16 protein-coding genes and 1 pseudogene are annotated in these 18,010 nt (G+C 62.4%); 6 read left to right on the top strand and 11 right to left on the bottom strand.

Going from position 1 to position 18,010, the window contains the following annotated elements; all coding sequences use genetic code 11:
- Positions 1–10 precede the first annotated feature (10 nt).
- Positions 11–1,300, top strand: a complete 1,290-nt coding sequence (locus RLCC275e_RS30880; protein ID WP_033184012.1) for an amidohydrolase family protein — start codon at positions 11–13, stop codon at positions 1,298–1,300.
- Positions 1,301–1,362: 62 nt separating this feature from the next.
- Here RLCC275e_RS30880 and RLCC275e_RS30875 read toward each other — a convergent pair whose 3' ends face one another.
- Positions 1,363–2,061 carry a ribonuclease activity regulator RraA gene (locus tag RLCC275e_RS30875; RefSeq protein WP_033184013.1) on the bottom strand — a complete coding sequence of 233 codons (699 nt, stop codon included), beginning with the start codon at positions 2,059–2,061 and terminating at the stop codon, positions 1,363–1,365.
- Between the two features lie 27 nt (positions 2,062–2,088).
- On the bottom strand, positions 2,089–2,874 hold the full coding sequence (locus RLCC275e_RS30870; protein WP_033184014.1) for an SDR family oxidoreductase: 786 nt from the start codon (positions 2,872–2,874) through the stop codon (positions 2,089–2,091).
- A 93-nt stretch (positions 2,875–2,967) separates the two neighbouring features.
- Here RLCC275e_RS30870 and RLCC275e_RS30865 point away from each other — a divergent pair, with 93 nt between their 5' ends.
- Positions 2,968–3,840, top strand: coding sequence for a LysR family transcriptional regulator (locus tag RLCC275e_RS30865; protein WP_033184015.1), 873 nt, complete (start codon positions 2,968–2,970; stop codon positions 3,838–3,840).
- Positions 3,841–3,846: 6 nt separating this feature from the next.
- Here the strand turns inward: RLCC275e_RS30865 and msrA are convergent, their stop codons facing one another.
- A complete protein-coding gene (gene msrA, locus RLCC275e_RS30860; RefSeq protein WP_033184016.1) occupies positions 3,847–4,356 on the bottom strand; it encodes a peptide-methionine (S)-S-oxide reductase MsrA in 510 nt (169 codons plus the stop codon).
- Between the two features lie 185 nt (positions 4,357–4,541).
- Between msrA and RLCC275e_RS30855 the strand changes: the two genes are divergently transcribed.
- The 4 genes from RLCC275e_RS30855 to RLCC275e_RS30840 are packed head-to-tail and all read left to right on the top strand — an operon-like array spanning position 4,542 to position 8,515.
- Positions 4,542–5,687: an extracellular solute-binding protein gene (locus RLCC275e_RS30855; RefSeq protein WP_033184017.1), complete on the top strand. Its 1,146-nt coding sequence runs from the start codon at positions 4,542–4,544 to the stop codon at positions 5,685–5,687.
- Positions 5,687–6,577 carry an ABC transporter permease gene (locus tag RLCC275e_RS30850; protein WP_033184018.1) on the top strand — a complete coding sequence of 297 codons (891 nt, stop codon included), beginning with the start codon at positions 5,687–5,689 and terminating at the stop codon, positions 6,575–6,577. The genes RLCC275e_RS30855 and RLCC275e_RS30850 overlap by 1 nt, the downstream gene beginning before the upstream one ends.
- Positions 6,574–7,401: an ABC transporter permease gene (locus tag RLCC275e_RS30845; protein ID WP_033184019.1), complete on the top strand. Its 828-nt coding sequence runs from the start codon at positions 6,574–6,576 to the stop codon at positions 7,399–7,401. Before RLCC275e_RS30850 ends, RLCC275e_RS30845 begins: the two co-directional genes overlap by 4 nt.
- 34 nt (positions 7,402–7,435) lie before the next feature.
- Complete coding sequence (locus tag RLCC275e_RS30840) at positions 7,436–8,515, top strand: ABC transporter ATP-binding protein (protein WP_033184020.1); 1,080 nt, start codon at positions 7,436–7,438, stop codon at positions 8,513–8,515.
- 116 nt (positions 8,516–8,631) lie between these two features.
- Here the strand turns inward: RLCC275e_RS30840 and RLCC275e_RS30835 are convergent, their stop codons facing one another.
- From RLCC275e_RS30835 to RLCC275e_RS30805, 8 genes and pseudogenes are all read right to left on the bottom strand, one after another.
- The gene (locus tag RLCC275e_RS30835) at positions 8,632–9,465 is read right to left on the bottom strand and encodes an inositol monophosphatase family protein (RefSeq protein WP_033184021.1); all 834 of its coding nucleotides are present in this window, start codon (positions 9,463–9,465) and stop codon (positions 8,632–8,634) included.
- 114 nt (positions 9,466–9,579) lie between these two features.
- Positions 9,580–12,036, bottom strand: coding sequence for a PAS domain S-box protein (locus tag RLCC275e_RS34825; RefSeq protein WP_130728600.1), 2,457 nt, complete (start codon positions 12,034–12,036; stop codon positions 9,580–9,582).
- A gap of 21 nt (positions 12,037–12,057) precedes the next feature.
- Positions 12,058–12,987, bottom strand: a pseudogene (locus RLCC275e_RS34820) (PAS domain-containing protein); the annotation flags it as partial.
- A gap of 582 nt (positions 12,988–13,569) precedes the next feature.
- Complete coding sequence (locus tag RLCC275e_RS30825; RefSeq protein WP_033184022.1) at positions 13,570–14,463, bottom strand: ribokinase; 894 nt, start codon at positions 14,461–14,463, stop codon at positions 13,570–13,572.
- Between the two features lie 124 nt (positions 14,464–14,587).
- The gene (locus tag RLCC275e_RS30820; protein ID WP_033184023.1) at positions 14,588–15,235 is read right to left on the bottom strand and encodes a TenA family protein; all 648 of its coding nucleotides are present in this window, start codon (positions 15,233–15,235) and stop codon (positions 14,588–14,590) included.
- 2 nt (positions 15,236–15,237) lie between these two features.
- A complete protein-coding gene (locus tag RLCC275e_RS30815) occupies positions 15,238–16,080 on the bottom strand; it encodes a BtpA/SgcQ family protein (protein ID WP_033184126.1) in 843 nt (280 codons plus the stop codon).
- A 35-nt stretch (positions 16,081–16,115) separates the two neighbouring features.
- Positions 16,116–16,889 carry a glutamine amidotransferase gene (locus tag RLCC275e_RS30810; protein WP_033184024.1) on the bottom strand — a complete coding sequence of 258 codons (774 nt, stop codon included), beginning with the start codon at positions 16,887–16,889 and terminating at the stop codon, positions 16,116–16,118.
- Between the two features lie 37 nt (positions 16,890–16,926).
- Positions 16,927–18,006 carry a phosphotriesterase family protein gene (locus RLCC275e_RS30805; protein ID WP_033184025.1) on the bottom strand — a complete coding sequence of 360 codons (1,080 nt, stop codon included), beginning with the start codon at positions 18,004–18,006 and terminating at the stop codon, positions 16,927–16,929.
- Between the last annotated feature and the right edge of the window lie 4 nt (positions 18,007–18,010).

The following is an 18,010-nucleotide window of genomic DNA, read 5'->3' as shown; positions in this document are numbered from 1 at the left end:
TGAGGCTCCGATGTTCGATCTGATCGTCAGAAATGCAAATCTCCCCGATGGCCGAAAGGGTATCGATATCGGCATCCAGGGCGGCAAGATCATCGCCGTCGAGCCCAATCTCCGGGCGCAGGCGGCGGAAGAAATCGACGCGACCGGCCGGCTGGTCAGCCCGCCTTTCGTCGATCCGCATTTCCATATGGACGCCACCCTGTCGCTCGGCCTGCCGCGCATGAACGTATCCGGCACCCTGCTCGAGGGCATCGCGCTCTGGGGAGAGTTGCGCCCGATCGTGACGAAGGAGGAACTGGTCGATCGTGCGCTGCGTTATTGCGACCTGGCGGTCACCCAGGGCCTGCTCTTCATCCGCAGCCATGTCGATACCAGTGATCCGAGGCTTGTGACCGTCGAGGCGATGATCGAGGTGCGCGAGAAGGTCGCGCCTTATATCGATCTACAGCTGGTCGCCTTCCCGCAGGATGGTTATTACCGATCGCCGGGCGCGATCGATGCGCTCAACCGCGCCCTCGACATGGGCGTCGATATCGTCGGCGGCATTCCCCATTTCGAACGGACGATGGGGGAAGGTACGGCGTCGGTCGAGGCGCTTTGCCGCATCGCCGCCGGTCGCGGCCTGCCGGTCGATATCCATTGCGACGAAACCGACGATCCGCTCTCGCGCCATATCGAGACGCTGGCTGCGGAAACCATCCGCTTCGGCTTGCAGGGGCGCGTCGCCGGCTCCCATCTGACCTCGATGCACTCGATGGACAATTACTACGTCTCCAAGCTCATTCCGCTGATGGCGGAGGCCGAGATCAACGTCATCCCCAATCCGCTGATCAACATCATGCTGCAGGGCCGGCACGACACCTATCCGAAACGCCGCGGCATGACCCGCGTGCGGGAATTGATGGATGCCGGGCTCAATGTCTCCTTCGGGCACGACTGCGTCATGGACCCCTGGTATTCGATGGGGTCGGGCGACATGCTGGAGGTTGGCCATATGGCAATCCATGTCGCGCAGATGGCCGGCATCGACGACAAGAAGAAGATCTTCGACGCGCTGACCGTCAATTCGGCGAAGACGATGGGGCTTGCAGACTACGGCCTGGAAAAGGGATGCAACGCCGACCTCGTCATCCTCCAGGCCAGCGACACGCTGGAAGCACTGCGGCTGAAGCCCAACCGCCTGGCAGTGATCCGCCGCGGCAAGATCATCGCCCGCTCGGCGCCGCGCATCGGCGAGCTTTTGCTGGATGGGCGGCCGGCGCGGATCGACAGCGGGTTGGATTACGTGCCTCGTTATTGAGATAGGGCGAAAGCAAAAGGGCCGCGAAGCCGCGGCCCTCCTCGATCCGCCTGGCCTGGAGCCTATTTCTTTGAGGCCTCGTAGAGCGCCTTTGTTTCGGCGTTCATCGGGTAGAGGCCGGGCAGCGGTACGCCTTCGTCGATCCTGGTCATGATCCAGGCTTCCATGCGCTCCTGTTCCGGCGCTTCATCAAGCACCGCCTCGAGCAGATCCGCTGGGATCAGCACCGCGCCGTCCTGGTCGACGACGATGATGTCGTTAGGAAAGACCGCAACGCCGCCACAGCCGATCGGCTGCTGCCAGGCGACGAAGGTGAGGCCGGCGACCGAAGGGGGTGCTGCGACGCCGCGGCACCAGACCGGCAGGTTGGCATCGAGCACGCCGGCAAGGTCGCGCACGACGCCGTCGGTGACGAGTGCGGCAACGCCTCTCTTCTGCATGCGGGCACAGAGGATATCGCCGAAGATGCCGGCATCGGTGACGCCCATCGCATCGACGACGGCGACACAGCCTTCCGGCATCGCCTCGATCGCGGCGCGCGTCGAGATCGGCGAGGCCCAGGATGCCGGCGTCGCCAGATCCTCGCGGGTCGGCACGAAGCGCAAGGTGAACGCCGGGCCGACGATGCGCGGCTGGCCGGGCTTCAGGGGAACGGCGCCGCGGATCCAGACGTTCCGCAGGCCCTTCTTCAGAAGAACGGTCGTCAGGGTCGCCGTCGAGACGGCCTTGAGGGTTGCTATCGCTTCAGCGCTGAGGGACATCGGTATTCGGTTCCAATTCGATTTCTGTCAGATGCTCTGGATCATGCCGCCATCGACGCGGATCACCGATCCGGTGAGATAGGAGGCAGGTTCGCTCGCCAGGAAGGTGACGACATTGCCATATTCTTCCGGCCGGCCATAGCGGCCGAGCGGAATGCTGCCGGTGCTTTCTGCGACGACGTCATCGATGGAGCGACTTTCGCGTTTGGCCTTCTGCTCGTCGAGGAAGGTGATGCGGCCGGTGGCGATCCGGCCCGGCAGGACGATGTTGACGGTGATGCCGTCGCGTCCGACCTCGCGCGCCAGCGTTTTCGACCAGCCGACCAATGACAGGCGCAACGCGTTGGAGATGCCGAGATGGGGGATCGGCGCGACCACGCCCGACGAGGTCGAGGTGACGATGCGCCCCCATTTGCGCGCCCGCATCTCAGGCAGCACGCGATCGGTAATGGCGATGACGGAGAGGACCATGCTTTGGAAATACTGGTTCCAGAGCGTCGGATCCTGGCCGGAGACGGTGGTCGGCGGTGGGCCGCCGGTATTGTTGATAAGGATATCGACCGGTCCGAACTGGCGCTCGATTGCAGCGACACGCGCATCGATCGATCTGAGATCGGAAAGGTCCCATTGCAGCGCCAGCGCTTTACCGCCTTCGGATTCAACCGAAGCCGCGGTCTTCTCAGCGGCGGCGAGATCTATATCCGCTGCGGCAATTCTGGCGCCTTCGCGCGCAAGTTTGACGGCAATCGCGCTGCCCAGTCCGCCGCCGGCGCCAAGCACCAGGGCCGTCTTGTCCTTCAGGCCGAAATCCATTTCATCTCCTCATATGGTCGGGCCATCTTTCGGAGCAATGGATCGTAAATAAAATATCGCTTCTGCTTCGTTCAAGAGATAGAAAAACTATCGATGGACACACGTTTTCTCGAAACTTTCATTGTCGTTGCCGAGCGGCACTCGCTGGCGGAGGCCGCCCAGCGGCTGAACCTCACGCCTGCGGCTGTTGCCCAGCGTATCCGCGCATTGGAGGCCGAGCTCGGGGTGCGGCTGCTGGTGCGCTCCGGCCGCGTCATGCGGCCGACGGAGGCGGGATTTGCCATTCTCGACCGCTGCAGGGATCTGGTGCGCGACACACGCGACCTGAAGGCGATGGCCGGTACGGCGACGATTTCGGGCGAGATGCGGATCGGTGCGATCAATACGGCGCTGACCGGCCTCGTTCCCGACATTCTCCACCGTCTCGCCCAGGATTACCCGCTGATCGAGATCTTCCTCAAGCCGGGCGCGTCGATGGATCTCTATGCCGAGGTTTTAAACGGCGCGCTGGATGCGGCCTTCATCATCGAGCCGCGATTTCCGATGCAGAAGACGCTGACTTTCAACAAACTGCGCCAGGAACCGCTGGTGCTGATCGCTCCGCGGGACTGCGAAGGGGCCGATCCGCTCGAACTGTTGAAGACCTTGCCCTTCATCCGCTACGACCGCAACCAGTGGGGTGGTCACATCGCCGATGAATATCTGCGCGAGATCGGCATCCATCCGGTCGAGCGTTATGAACTCGACGCGCTGGAGGCGATCGCGGTGATGGTAGACCGCGGTCTCGGGATCTCGATCGTGCCGGATTGGGCGCCGCCCTGGCCGGCGGGACTAGATATCGTCAAACTGCCCCTGCCCCGCTCGTCCGCTATGCGCACCGTCGGCATCGTGGTGACGCGATCGTCACCGAGGGCAAATCTCGTCGCCGCACTTCTGGAAACCAGCCGCGCGGCGATGGGGCTCTGATCAATTTCAGGCGATCTTCTGGCGGACCGGCAGTTTCCAGCCGGGCCGGACGAAATGGCAGGTATAGCCGTTCGGAATCCGCTCCAGATAATCCTGGTGCTCGGGTTCTGCCTCCCAGAAATCGCTAACCGGCACGACTTCGGTGACGACCTTACCGGGCCACAGGCCCGATGCATCGACATCGGCGATCGTGTCTCTGGCGACGCGCTCCTGCTCAGGGGTGACGTAGAAGATCGCCGAGCGGTAGCTCAAGCCAACGTCGTTGCCCTGGCGGTTGCGCGTGCTCGGGTCGTGGATCTGGAAGAAGAATTCGAGGATTTCCCGATAGCTGATCCTTGCGGGGTCGAAGATGATCTCGATCGCCTCGGCATGGGTTCCGTGGTTGCGGTAGGTAGCATTCGGCACATCGCCGCCGGTATAGCCGACGCGGGTCGAAATCACGCCGTTGTATCGGCGGATCAGGTCCTGCATGCCCCAGAAGCAACCGCCGGCGAGGACTGCACGTTCTTCGGTCATTGGATATCTCCTTTTCCGCAAGAGATAGTATCTCCTGCCGCCAATTTCCACACGGTGCAAAGAGCACAGCTGTGCAATTTCCCTCAAATACCCCCGATCTGTCATGTCGATGTTACGCGCCGGCGCTAGCAAGGCCTCAGACAATCCTGCGGAGGCCGAGCCTCGGCACCTGATGGAGACGGGTTATGAATAGACGCGAATTTCTGATCACATCATCAGCTGCAGCCGGTCTGCTGGCTCTTCCGCGTTTCGCATCGGCTGCGGCCGGCATGATCGACCTCTACAGCGGCTCGGATGCCAACATCGTCGACCTCTGGAACAACGTCATCCGCCCGGCTTTCGAAAAGGCGCATCCGGGTGTTGCCCTGAAGGTGACCGATGCCGGCGACAATAATGGACTGCGCGCCATCGCCGACCGTGCGCTCGCCGCGCTGAAGACGAACACCGATCCGCAGGCCGACCTTTTCGAACAGTTCGATCCGCGCCTGCCGTCCGGCGGCATCGATGCCGGGCTCTGGGTCAAGTTCTCCGCCGAGAACATCGAAGGCTACGACCATATCAACCCGCTTGCCTTCGATACCCCCTACTCCCTTCCCTATCGCGGTTCGCAGGTGCTTCTCGCTTACGACACGACCAAGCTCGATCCGAAGGATGCGCCGAAGAGCTGGGATCAGCTCACCACCTGGATCAAGGCCAATCCGGGCCAGTTCATCTACAACCGTCCCGACAAGGGCGGTTCGGGCGGAAACTTCGTCCGCCGCGCGATCCATGAGGCCAATGGCCGCGATCCGAAGAAGTTCAAGGTCGACAATTTCAGCGCCGACTTTGCCACTGAGACGCTGACGCCGGCCTGGAAGATCCTCAACGACCTCGCCCCGGCGCTCTATGACAAGGGCGCCTATACGGCTGGCAACACCCAGTCGATCCAGCTGCTCGCCCAGGGCGTCGTCACCATGGTGCCGGTCTGGTCGGACCAGGTGCTGCAGGCGATCTCCCAGGGTGTGCTCCCTGATACGACCGGCCTCGTGCAGCTTACCGATCTCGCCCTTTGCGGCGGGTTCTCCAGCATCGCCGTCTTCTCCAACGGCGCCAACAAGGATGCGGCGCTGAAGCTTGCCGCATTCATGCTGACGAAGGAAATGCAGGAAGCGATCATCACCGAGATCGGCGGCTTCCCCGCCATCTCGTGGGATCACATCTCCGACGAGCTTCGCAAGAAGTATGCCGACGTCATTCCGTCGACCATTCCGACCTTCCCGGGTGGCGATTGGGAAAAGGCGATCGCCGACGGCTGGTACCGCAACGTCGCTCCTGGTATCAGCCGCACCTGATGTTCACTGACACTGCACCGGCGGTTCTGCGCCGTCACCGGTCCATCAGAAGGGGGAGCTCTATCGGGCTCCTCCTCGTTGCTCTGCCGGTCTTCCTGGTTGCATGGCTGGTCGTCTTTCCGATCCTTTCGGCGGTCGTCGGCACGATCTTTGTTCGAGCCCCTGACGGAGCGACGGAATTCTCGCTTGCCTCCTACCGCTTCTTCTTCACCGACGGCTACAGCCTCGGCAATCTGTGGCTGACGCTCTGGACCACGGCCATCTGCGGTATCCTGCTCCTGGCGATCGGTCTTCCGATCGCGCTTTACCTTCGGTTCTCGCAAGGACGCCTTGCCGCCTATGTGCAGGCTCTTGCGATCTTCCCGATGTTCGTGCCATCGATCATCCTCGCTTATGCGCTGATCAGAACGATCGGTCCGAACGGCACCGTCGACCTGTTGCTGAATTCCGTCGGCCTGCCCAAGCTGCGCACGCCCTATCTGACGCCGTGGGGACCGGTCATCGGTCTCGTCTGGGACAATCTTCCGCTAACGGTGCTGATGCTGACAGCGGGGCTTTCCTCCATTTCGAATAGTGCGATCGAAGCCGCCCGCGATGTCGGCGCAAGGCCGCTTCGGGTCTTCGTCTCGATCATCCTGCCGCGCATGGGCAACTCGCTGCTGGTGACAGCTTCCTTCGCCGTGCTCGGCATCTTCTCCGCCTTCACCCTGCCCTATGTGCTCGGCTCGGCATCGCCGGAGATGATGGGGCCGTTCATGCAGCGCACCTTCGCCGATATGAACGACCCGCTGAACGCCATGACCCAGGCCGTCATCACATTCGGCTTCTGCCTAATCTTCGGCATCCTCTACATCAGGTCGATCGCCCGCAACCGCGAGGCCCAGCCATGAGTGCCGGCAGATCGGGCTTCGGCCTGCGCTTCGACTGGATCGGCCTGCTCTTTGCGTGCCTGCTGACGCTGTTCATCGCGCTGCCGCTGATCGTCGTCGGAACATGGGCTTTCACCGAGGTCTGGCGTTATCCATCGGTGATCCCGCAGCAATTCGGCCTGCGTTTCTGGGGCCAGACGCTGGCACGTCCGGACGTCTGGGATGCGCTCTTCCTCAGCCTGCGGTTGACGACGACGGTGACAATTCTTTCCGCCGTCATCTGCCTTCCCGCGGCTTACGCCTTCGCGCGCATGCGCTTTCCCGGCAGAAACATCCTGTTCCTGTCGTTTCTTGCATCGCATGCCTTTCCGAAATTCGGCCTGCTTGTCGCCATTGCCGGCATCTTCCTGCAGCTCGGCCTGATCAGCACCTTCTGGGGCGTCGTGCTGATCCAGCTCGTCGGCACGCTGATGCTGATGATCTGGATTCCGGTCGCAGCCTTCCAGAATGTCGACCGGCGCATGGAAGAGGCAGCACGCGATGCCGGTGCAACGCCGCTGCGCGTCTTCTGGTCGATCACGCTGCCGCAGGCCGCACCCACGATATCAGCCGCGCTGCTTTTGACCTTCGTCGGCACCTTCTACGAGACCGAAGGCGCCTGGCTGATCGGCGCGCCCGAGATTCGCACCATGCCGGTGCTGATGATCAGCTTCATCAACAACCAGATCGTCGTGCAATACGGCGCCGTACTGTCCGTCATGCTGTGGGTGCCGTCCTTCATCGCGCTGATGTTTGCACGCCGCGTGATCGGCACGGGCGCCTTTGCGAGAGGCTTCGGCGCATGAAACGCCACGCGTCAGTTCAGGGAAGGGTTTGAGAATGGCACATCTTTCGATCGAGGGCGTTTCGAAGCTGTTCGGGATCACCTTTGCCGTTCGCGACTTCTCGCTTGAAGTGGGCGACGGCGAGCTCGTCTGCCTGCTCGGCCCATCCGGTTCCGGCAAGTCGACGCTACTCAGAATGATCGGCGGCTTCGAGCGCCCGAGCAGCGGAACGATCCGCATCGATGCGAAGGATGTGACGACGCTGCCGCCCGAGCAGCGCCCGACCGGCATGGTGTTCCAGAGCCATGCGCTCTGGACGCACATGGACGTCTTCAACAATATCGCTTTTGGCCTGAAGCTCCGCCGGCTGCCGAAAGCGGAAATCCTTGAGCGTGTCGAGGCTGCACTGGCGCTTGTCGGTCTTGCCGATTACGGCCGCCGGATGACGACGCAACTGTCAGGCGGCCAGCAGCAGCGTGTCGCGCTTGCCCGCTCGCTGGTGCTCGAGCCGAAGATCCTTTTGCTCGACGAGCCCTTCGCCAGCCTCGACCAGCATCTGCGTGAAAGGTTGCGGGAGGAGGTGCGCGATATCCAGCAGCGCCTCGGCATCACCACGCTCTTCGTCACGCACGGTCAGGACGAGGCATTGGCGCTCGCCGACCGCATCGTCGTCATGCGCGACGGACGCACCGAACAGATCGCGCCGCCGAGCACCATCTACCGGCGGCCGCAGACAGCCTTCGTCGCCGGCTTCATCGGCTCGATGAATTTCGTCCAGAGCAACACCCGGAACGGCGTTTGCGAGCATCCGCTCTTTCCGCTTGCGGTTCCCGTCGAGGACGGGCCGGTGACGCTGGCCGCCCGCCCGGAAGCGCTGACGATCCGTCCCTCGGAGCGTATCGACGCCGCGACAGTCCATCGCAGCGTCGATTTCGGCACCCACAAGATGGTCGATGTCGATCTTGCCGACGGCACCCGCCTGAAGGCGATGGTTGCACCGGACGATCGGATCCGGGCCGGGATGAGGGTCGAGCCGAGCTTCGCCGGCTTTTTCGTCTTTCGCGACAACGAGCTTGTCCATCAATCGATGCCGGCAAAGGGCGATGTGGAGATCGAAGAACTCCTGCGGGTTTAAAGCAATTCCAGAAAAAGTGCGAAGCGGTTTTCCGTTCGGAATTGCGTAAAACAAAAGGTGAGAGCGGTTCTGCGCTTTCATGAGGCTGAACCGCTAAGCGTTCGGAATGCGCCGGTTCACGCCTTGCTCTGAAAACCTTCCAGCAGCCAGGGATGCAGTGCCTTGCTGGCGGCAAGGATATCGCCCCGCCCGTTGACTTCGGCCCCGGAAAACCGGGTGACGATGCCGCCCGCCTCTTCGACCAGCAGCGCCGAAGCGCCGAAATCATGGATCGCGAGCCCGTCCTCGAAGAACCCGTCCAGCCGGTCGCAGGCGACATAGGCAATCGACAGTGCCGCCGAACCGAGACGGCGCACGCCCGCCGTATTGGCCATCAGGCGTTTGATGGCCTCGAAATAGGTCTCTTCCGCAACCGCCTTGACCTGGCCGGGGATCGGCAGGCCGGCGCCGACAAGCACATTTTCGATGTCGCCGACATTGGCGCAGTGGATGCGTTCGCCGTTCAGATAGGCGCCGCCGCCGATTTCGGCGCTGAAAAGCTCGTCCTGCATGGCGTCATAGACGATGCCCATGACGAGCCTGCCGCTTTCGACGATCGAGATCGTCATGCCGAAATGCGGAATGCCCCAGGCGTAATTGGTCGTGCCATCGATCGGGTCGATGTAGATAACAGGCGTTTCTGGACCCGCTGTGCGGTTGCCGACGGCTTCCTCGCCCTGGATGGCATAGTCCGGGAAGGCTTTCGTCATCTCGTTGACGATGATCCGCTCGACGGCGACATCGATTTCGGTCTGATAATCGCGCGGCGCCTTGGCGAGCATTTCTGCCGACGTTCGTCGCCGCAGCGAGCCACGGGCGGTTTCGCCCGCCTTCAATATCGTTTCTGCAAGCACGACAAGGCGGGACGATGCGGTCGGGGAAAGACGCGCGGAAATCGGGGAGGATGTCATGAGGAAAGTCCGGATGCTGCTGATATGACGAGCGAATCGCAAGGAGCCTATCACTTCGCAGAGGCTGATGATGGTTTTATGAAGCTATCAAGCACGAGAGCTAGGAAATACCAGCTAACGATCGATGAGGTCGCGGATCTTGTTTGCGAGCGTCGATATCATGAAGGGTTTGGTGATGACCTCCATGCCCGGGCCGAGATGCCCATTGCCGATGGCAGCGTTTTCGGCAAAGCCGGTGATGAAAAGCACCTTCAGGTCGGGTCGTGTGACGCGGCCCGCATCGGCGACCTGCCGGCCGTTCATGCCGCCAGGAAGGCCGACATCGGTGATCAGAAGGTCGATGCGCGTATCGGACTGGAGGATGCGCAGCCCGCTCGGGCCATCGCTCGCCTGGATCGCGGTGTAGCCGTTTTCCTCCAGAACTTCGACGACAAGCAGGCGGATGGTGGGTTCGTCGTCGATGACGAGCACCGTCTCGCCGTCGCCCTTGTCGACTGCGGCGGTGATGCTGGCTTCATCCGCCTCGGCGCTGCCGAGGAACCGCGGCAGATAGAGGCACATGGTCGTGCCCTTTCCGACTTCGGAATAAATGCGGACCTGCCCGCCGGATTGCCGCGCGAAACCATAGACCATCGAAAGCCCGAGTCCGGTGCCTTCGCCGAGCGGTTTCGTCGTATAGAAAGGATCGAAGGCACGCGCGATCACCTCGGGCGTCATGCCCGTGCCGGTATCGGTGACACAGAGCGATATGTATTGGCCGGGCGTCAGGTCGCGTTCCCTCGCGGCGCGGTCCTCCAGCCACTTATTGGCCGTCTCGATGGTGATGCGCCCGCCATTCGGCGCCATGGCGTCACGGCCGTTGATGCAGAGGTTCAGCAGCGAGTTTTCGAGCTGCGACGGATCGACCCGCGTGACCCAGAGGCCGCCGGCACCGACGACCTCGACCTCCACCAACGGGCCGACGCTGCGCCGTATCAGATCCTCCATACCCGCAACGAGCCGGTTGACGTCGACGGGCTTGGGGTCGAGCGTCTGCCGGCGGGAAAAGGCGAGCAGGCGCTGCGTCAACGCCGCGGCGCGGCGCGCGGCGCCCTGGGCCGCCTGGATATAACGCTCGACGCCGCTCAGCCGGCCTGTCGCCAGACGTTTCTCCAGCAATTCCAGGCTGCCGCTAATCCCGGCCAGAAGATTGTTGAAGTCATGGGCGATGCCGCCGGTCAGATGGCCGACCGCTTCCATTTTCTGCGCCTGCCGGAGATGTTCTTCGGTTTCCTTGAGCGCTGCCTCCTGCTGGCGCTGCTCTGTGATATCGCGCGCGACGCAATAGAGGATGCCTTCGACAGGGGTCGCCGACCATGAGAGGGTGTGATACTCGCCGTCTCTGGCGCGAATACGGTTGATGAAGGAAACCGTCGTGATGCCGGCGACAAGCCGCTCCAGCTCGGCGCGGGTGGCTTGCCTGTCGTCGGGATGTTCCAGCCATTCGCTGGTCCGGCCGACCAGCTCCTTTTCGCTCCAGCCGAGCACGCGGGTCCAGGCGGGGTTGACGCTTTGCCATATGCCGCGGCTATCGGCGACGAGCAGCATGTCCTGGCTGACGCGCCATATCCGGTCGCGCTCGGCGGTCTTTTCCTCCAGCCGCTTCTCCAGCAAACCCTCGACATTCTTCTGGTCGTCGACATCGGTATTCGTGCCGATCCAACGCACGATGGTGCCGTCGCTGTCGCGGAGGGGCACGGCCCGCGCAAGATGCCAGCGCCATGTGCCGTCATGTCGGCGCAGTCGAAATTCAGTTTCGTAATCCGTGCCCTTTTCCACGGCTTCGGTCCACCGCCGCATCACTTCCGGCAAATCGTCGGGATGAACCATCGCGGCCCAGTTCGGCCCGTCGAGTTCACTGGTCCGCAGGCCGCTATAGGCGTAGACTTGGTCGTTGAACCAGTCGAGATAGCCGCTCGGTTGCGCTGTCCAGACATGGTTCGGCATCGCCTGTGCGAGCGTCCGGAGCTGCTGTTCGCTTGCCCGCAATTCGGCTTCGGCGCTGACGCGTTCGATATGCGCCCAGGAACGTTCGGTGACCTCGGTCAGAAGCGCCAGCTCGCTTGCGGTCCAGATCCTGGGTACTTTGTCGTGGATGGCCATCAGGGCGGTCAGACGACCCTCCTTGACCAGGGGCATGCAGATGGTGGCGGAGATTCCGATATTCTGAAACGTGGCGGCTTCGTCAGGCGCAAGTTCCGCCAGATTATCGTCGATGATCAGGGCAAGCCCTGCCCCGAGTCTGGCGACGGCGAGCTTGCCGAAGTCGGCAAGGCTGTAATGTCCGACGATGCTTGGCGAGCCCGGTGCGCTCCAGTCGCCGCGAATGGTGAAACCGTCCTGGTCGTCATCCATATCGGCATAGGCGCAATTCGAAACGTTCAGATGGCGGCCGAGCATTTCGGTCGTCGTCGCAAGAATGGCATCCGCATCGAGGCTCTTGGCCGCCTGCTCCGCAAGCGTGTCCAGGAAGCGCAGGCGAGCCTCGTTTTCACGAATGGCGGTGGAGGTCCTGATGCGCTCGGAACTCATGCGGGTGCGCGCACCAATTTCCCGGATCAGTGCGAGATCCTCCGGCGACCAGTCCCGGACCTCGGCATTGTTGATGTAGAGCACGGCCACAAGCCTGCCGCGCTCGATGACCGGCTGGTTGACGAAGGCACCGGCGCTGCGCTTGCGCAGCGCCTCGGCGGCGTGAGCGGTGCGTGGGTCCTTGGCGACATCGGCGATCGAGACGAATTCCCCTTTCTTCAAACTGTCGACGAAGGAACCATAGTCGCGCAGCGGCAGGGTGCCGGCCAGGGTCTCGACGCCGGCTGCGGTCCAGTCCCGGTCGACCGAGAGGATCTCGGTCTCGGGATCGATCGAGCCATAGCCGACCCGGCTGACATCAAGCGTTTCACCGAGAATCCTTGCTGCCTCGAACTGCACGACGGCAATATCGTCGGCATCACGCAGCGTTTCCGTCAACCGTGCAAGCGCATCGCGGCGGGCTTCGGCCTGCCGGGCTTTCGTCACGTCGATGCCTTCGACGAAGATGCCGGTGACCTGCCCGTTCGTGTCGAAGACCGGTTGATAGACGAAATCGAGCAGGTGATCTTCCGGCGGCGCGCCGGGCGCATGCTGCAGCTTGATGCGCCTGCCGTCTCCGCGGTAGCTCTCGCCGCTGGCGTAGAGCTCGTCGAGAAGCTCGAAAAATCCCTGCCCCTCGATTTCAGGAAGCGCCTCGCGGATCGGCTTGCCGATGACCTCGCGGTGCCCGATCAGTTGCTGGTAAGCCTTGTTGGCAAGGGTGAAAACGTGCTCCGGGCCATCAAGCTGCGCCATGAAGCTCGGCGCGTCATGGAACATGCGGGCCAGACGCTCACGTTCGGCGACGACGTTGCGCTCGGCCTTCAGGCGCTTCGTGGTTTCGACCACGATGGCGATCACCCCGCCAGGCCGGCCGCTTTCATCGATAACAGGCGAATAGTCGAGGTTCATGAAGACCTGCTCCGGCTTGCCGGCGCGGTGGAGCGTCAGTTCCTGGTCGCTATAGGACAGCGTCTGGCCCGCCAGTCCGACCTTCATGACATTGTCGTTGAAATCGGCGACTTCGGGCCAACCTTCGCGCACCTTGCTGCCCAGCAGCTTGGGATGGCGGCGGCCGGCAAAGATCGAATAGGCGTCGTTATAGATCATGATGCCGTCGACGCCCCAGAGCAGCACGATCGGCACCGGCGAATGGATAAGCAGTCCCACGGTGGTCTTCAGGCTCTCCGGCCAGGTGTCGATCGGCCCGAGCGACGTCGACCAATCATACGCCGCAACCAGCCTTGCCGTTTCGCCACCGCCTGAAAGGAAGTGGGGAATGTCATGATGCAATTTCTCTCCACCGTCCGCCAAGCTGCTGTTCCCGATAATCGCATGCAAGCCAGATTTAGGTAACGCGGCTCTGCGTAATCTCACTTCCGCTTTCGTGCGGAATTCCTGCGATATCTAGCGCAATACGGTGGAAAGAAAGGGTGGCTGATGCAAGAGCTTAGCCGCTAGGCAATCGCCGTGTAGGATTGGCGCCATGACAGGCTATTTCAGGATCGCTTTAAGCTCTGAAATGCTCGGAAACGCCATTCTCGTCCCGTGCCTTGAGACGGTGATGGCCGCGGCCGCCGCTGCGTGTTCGATGGCGAGCCGGTCCAGCCGCTGCCCGCGCAGCGCGCAGGATGCCAGTGCTGCGGCCATGAATGTATCGCCTGCGCCCGTGGTATCGACCACATCGCAAGCATGCGCGGGGACCTGGATGGTGTCATGCCGGTTTACGAGCATCGCACCCTCGCCGCCCAGCGTCAGGACGACCTCGCGCAATCCCCGGCTCAGAAGATATTCGGCGGCTGCTCTGCCCGTCGTTCCGGTCAGGGTCTGCGCCTCGCCCTTGTTGAGGAAGGCGATGTCGATCAGTTCCCAGAGATCGGAGAAATAGGATCGCACCGGCGAGGGATTGAAGGCGGTGACCATGCCGATCGCCCGGGCATGCCCGAGAATATCTCGCGTCGTCCGGTCGGAGAGGTTGCCCTGCAATATCATCAAATCGCCGGGACCGACGGCCGAGAGGATCTGCGTGACATCGGACAGGGAGAGGCTCTGCGCCGATTCCGTCATCGTGACGATGGCATTCTCGCCGCCCGGCAGCCGGAAGATGATCGAGACATCGCTCGATGCATTTTCCATTTCGATCAGTTCGCTCCGAAGCGGTTCGTCCGCGAGGTAATGGCGTATGGTATCGGCTCTCGCATCCCTGCCGACGGGCGCCACCAGCGTTGTCGCAACGCCGCAGCGGGCCATGACCACTGCCTGGTTCGTGCCCTTGCCGCCGAGATCGCTGCCACCGGCATTGCCGAGGATGGAGGCACCGATAACGGGAAGTTCGGAGACGGCGATGGTTTCGTCGATGGCGACGTTACCGACTATGTAGGCGCGCATGCATCCGCTTTCGCAAGGTGAGGCTTAGAACGGTTCAGCTTTTCATGAAGGCAGAACCGTTCTAACCTTTTGTTTTTACGCAATTCCGGACGGAAAACCGCTTCGCACTTTTCCTGGAATTGCTCTAGAGGTAAGGCGCATCGTGAAAATCGATCTCGAGTTGCATTGCCCGGCCGAAGATCGCGCTGAGCCGCGCTTTTTCATCCTCTTCCAGCGTTTCTCCTGCGATGTCGAGTTCATTCTTCAGCCATTGTGCCTGGGCGGCGAAATTTGGATCGACATGCAGGTCGACCCATTCCTTCAGCAGCGGATCGCTGATCGGGCGGTTAGCTGCTTGCCTACACCAGGTCCAATACATCCACTCGGCCGCAAACATCGCCGCGACCGTGTCGAGGAAGCCGCCCTGGCGGGCGATATCCAACATGCCAGCGCGAAAGGCCTCGACCTCGGCGATGCCGGTGTCGAAGGACGAGGGATCGATGCCGCGGCTGGCGAAGGTGCGCTCGAAATAGGCGATCTGCTCGTTGGCCAGCGCATTGAGAACCGCGATCAGCCAGCGCTTCTGCGCTATCGTCCCGGCGGTCGCCGCCGCATAGGCGAAGATCGAGATGGCGCTGTCGACGAAGGCGCCTTCATAGACGAGATAACGCTCGAAAGCCTCCTTGCTCAACCTGTCGTTCTTGACATCTTCGACGAAGCGATGGCTGAGCATCGCGCCGAGGACGGCGTCGTTCTCGCGCAGGATGCGGGCCGAAAGGCTCTCAGCCGCCATGCTCAGCCCTCCAGTCCCGGTTCGGCGGCCGCCCGGAAGGCGCGCACGCGCTCGATATCGACGGGGTTCCACCAGACGCCGCCGTGCTTCAGCGAGGAGGCGACAATCACGCCATTGGTACGGGCGAGAATATCGACGATATTGTCCTTGTTGACGCCGGATCCGACGAGCAGCGGCAGGTGTGTGGCCGCGCCGATTTCCTCGATCTCTTCCATCGTTGCCGAATTGCCGGTTCGCTGGCCGGTCGCAATAACGCCATCGGCATCGAAGAAGGCGAGATCGCGTGTCAGCTCCTGGATCGAGCGGTCGGCGACGATGGCGTGGCTGCCATGCTTGACGTGGCTGTCGGCAAAGACCTTGATGTGCTCGGCTCTCAGCAGCGAGCGGTAGCGCATGGCTTCAGCCGCCCTGCCCTCCATGAAGCCTTCATTGGCGACATAGGCATTGGCCCACTGATTGACGCGGATGAATTTGGCGCCGCCGGCCATGGCGATGGCAAAAGCCGGGATCGGCGCATTGGCCAGCACGTTGACGCCAAGCGGAATGCCGGCCGCGCGCGCGATCCGGTCGGTGACGACGGACATGAATCCCGTCGTCTCGGGGCCGATATCCTCGGGTTTCGAGAACGGTACATCGCCGTGATTTTCGATGATCAATCCGTGCAGGCCGCCTTCCACGCAGGCTTCGGCGTCGCGCATGCACGCGTCGTAGATCGCATCCATCGCAGCCCCCCGGTAGCGCGGCGCGCCCGGAAAGGCCGGGCAATGGATCATGCCGATCAGAACCTTGTCCGTGCCGAAGATATCCCTGATGGCGTTGGACGGCCTGTCCGAAATTTCCTGCATGTCATTCCCTTTCGAATTCCTGCCCGGCGCTGACATCACGCCTGCTCTTCGGTGAGCCAGCCGAGGATGTTCTTCCAGAGCCGTCCATAACCCTCCCATTCGCAAAAAGCGGGTGAGAGCCAGTGCGGGCCGATATCCGACGTCCAGGCCGCCGTCCGCCCGGTGCCATGCGTGCCGACGACGAGCAGCGGATGGCCGCCCTGATCCTCAGGCAGGCGTGCGACGATCTCGACATCGGCACGGTCGCGCACTTCGACCTCGTTGACGCCGAGGAGCACCGGCCAAGCGCCTTCGAGACCCTGCATCGTCGGATGCTCCGGCTTCACCACCTTGGCAACGGTTCCCTCGGGAATTTCGACGCGGTCGTCATAAGGCAGGCACGTCACCGGCAGGGTGTCTTCGACGGGGGTGCGCCGCCAGCGCGCCTTGCCGTCGATGCCCTGGAAGGAGAAGTAGCCGCCGACCATCAGCAGGCCGCCGCCCTTTTCCACCCAGGCCTTCAGAAGTTTCAGCCGGTTCGGCACCGTGCGCGAATGCAGCCATACATCCGGCGGCAGCAGCAGCGAATTGGCGCCGATATCCGAGAGGATGATGGCGTCATAGGCATCGAGCCCCGCCATATCGAAGGGGAACTTCTCCACTGCCTCGTGCGCCGGCATATAGGTGAGCTCGAAGGCGCTGCCGGCGAGCGCTTTCACCAGCGGTTCGGCGCCGAGATGGAAGGTGACGCTGCCGAACTGGTCGAAGCCTTTGTAATGCGTGGCGGAGCTGACCCAGCTCTCGCCGACAAGGAGGATTTTCTTGGTCATGGTCTGCGGTTACCTGTGATCGATTGAATGGAAGGAGCTACGCTCCGGCATGAAAGACGCGGCGCGGATTGCCGCGCATCATCTCGTCGAGAACCGTCCTATCGAGGCCGTGCCGCTCCAGACGGGGAAGAAAATGGCGAAGGATATAGGCGTAGCCATTGCCGCCGTAATGCGTCAGCATCATCTTCAGAAAGACGTCGTGCGACAGGAGAATCCGGTCGAGATAGCCGGCTTCGACGAGACGCACGATCGCGCGCGCCGCCTCCTCGTCGCTCGGGCATTGCACCTGCTGGTCGGCATAGAAGAAATCCATGCCGATCATGTCGTATTCGATGAAGGCGCCGCGCTCTGCCAGCTCGCTCTGATAGGCGATGTCGTCATGCGACGGGTTCATGTGGCAAAGCACGGTGTGGCGGAGATCCGCCCCCTCTTCGGCGACCACGTCAAGCACGCGGTGGCCGAGACGGAACCAGCCTGGCAGATGTACCATCAGGGGAAGCCCGGTCAGCACCTGCGCCCGGGCAGCACCGCGCAGCGATTTCTCTTCCTCGGCGGTGAAATCCGAGGAGACGCCGATCTCTCCGATCAGGCCGACCCTGACGCCGGTGCCATCGACGCCTTCCCTCGCCTCGCGGACGATTTCGCCCGCGATGTCATCGACGCTCATCGCGGCGACGCCTTCGGGATGCGAGGAGCCGAGATAGTAGCCCGCCCCCATGACGATGTTGAGGCCTGACGCTTCGGAGATACGCCGGAGCGCCAGCGGATCACGGCCGATGCCCTTGCAGGTCGGTTCCACCACGGTGCGGCCGCCTGCTGTTGCGAAATCCTTGAGTTCTGTCACCGCCAGATGTTCGTCGTCGAGCGTGATATTGTGCTTGTTGACGAAAGGATCCTGCCTGAGTTCGCCGAGGATCTCCATGCAGACGAAGCTTTCGGCCAGATATTGCCGTTCCGGCGTCTTCGGCGCGTGCCACCAGCAGCGGCAGTCGTTGAGGATATGCTCGTGCATCAGCGTCACGCCGAGCGCATCCGCCGAAATCGGACCGGTGACGGTCATCACCTTGCCGGATTGGACATGCGCTTCGGACAGGCTTTCTGCTGTCTGCTCGCTCATCGCC

This window comes from Rhizobium brockwellii (assembly GCF_000769405.2).
Lineage (GTDB): Bacteria > Pseudomonadota > Alphaproteobacteria > Rhizobiales > Rhizobiaceae > Rhizobium > Rhizobium brockwellii.
The sequence above is the reverse complement of the archived record's forward strand: the minus strand, read 5'-3'. Positions and strand labels throughout refer to the sequence as shown.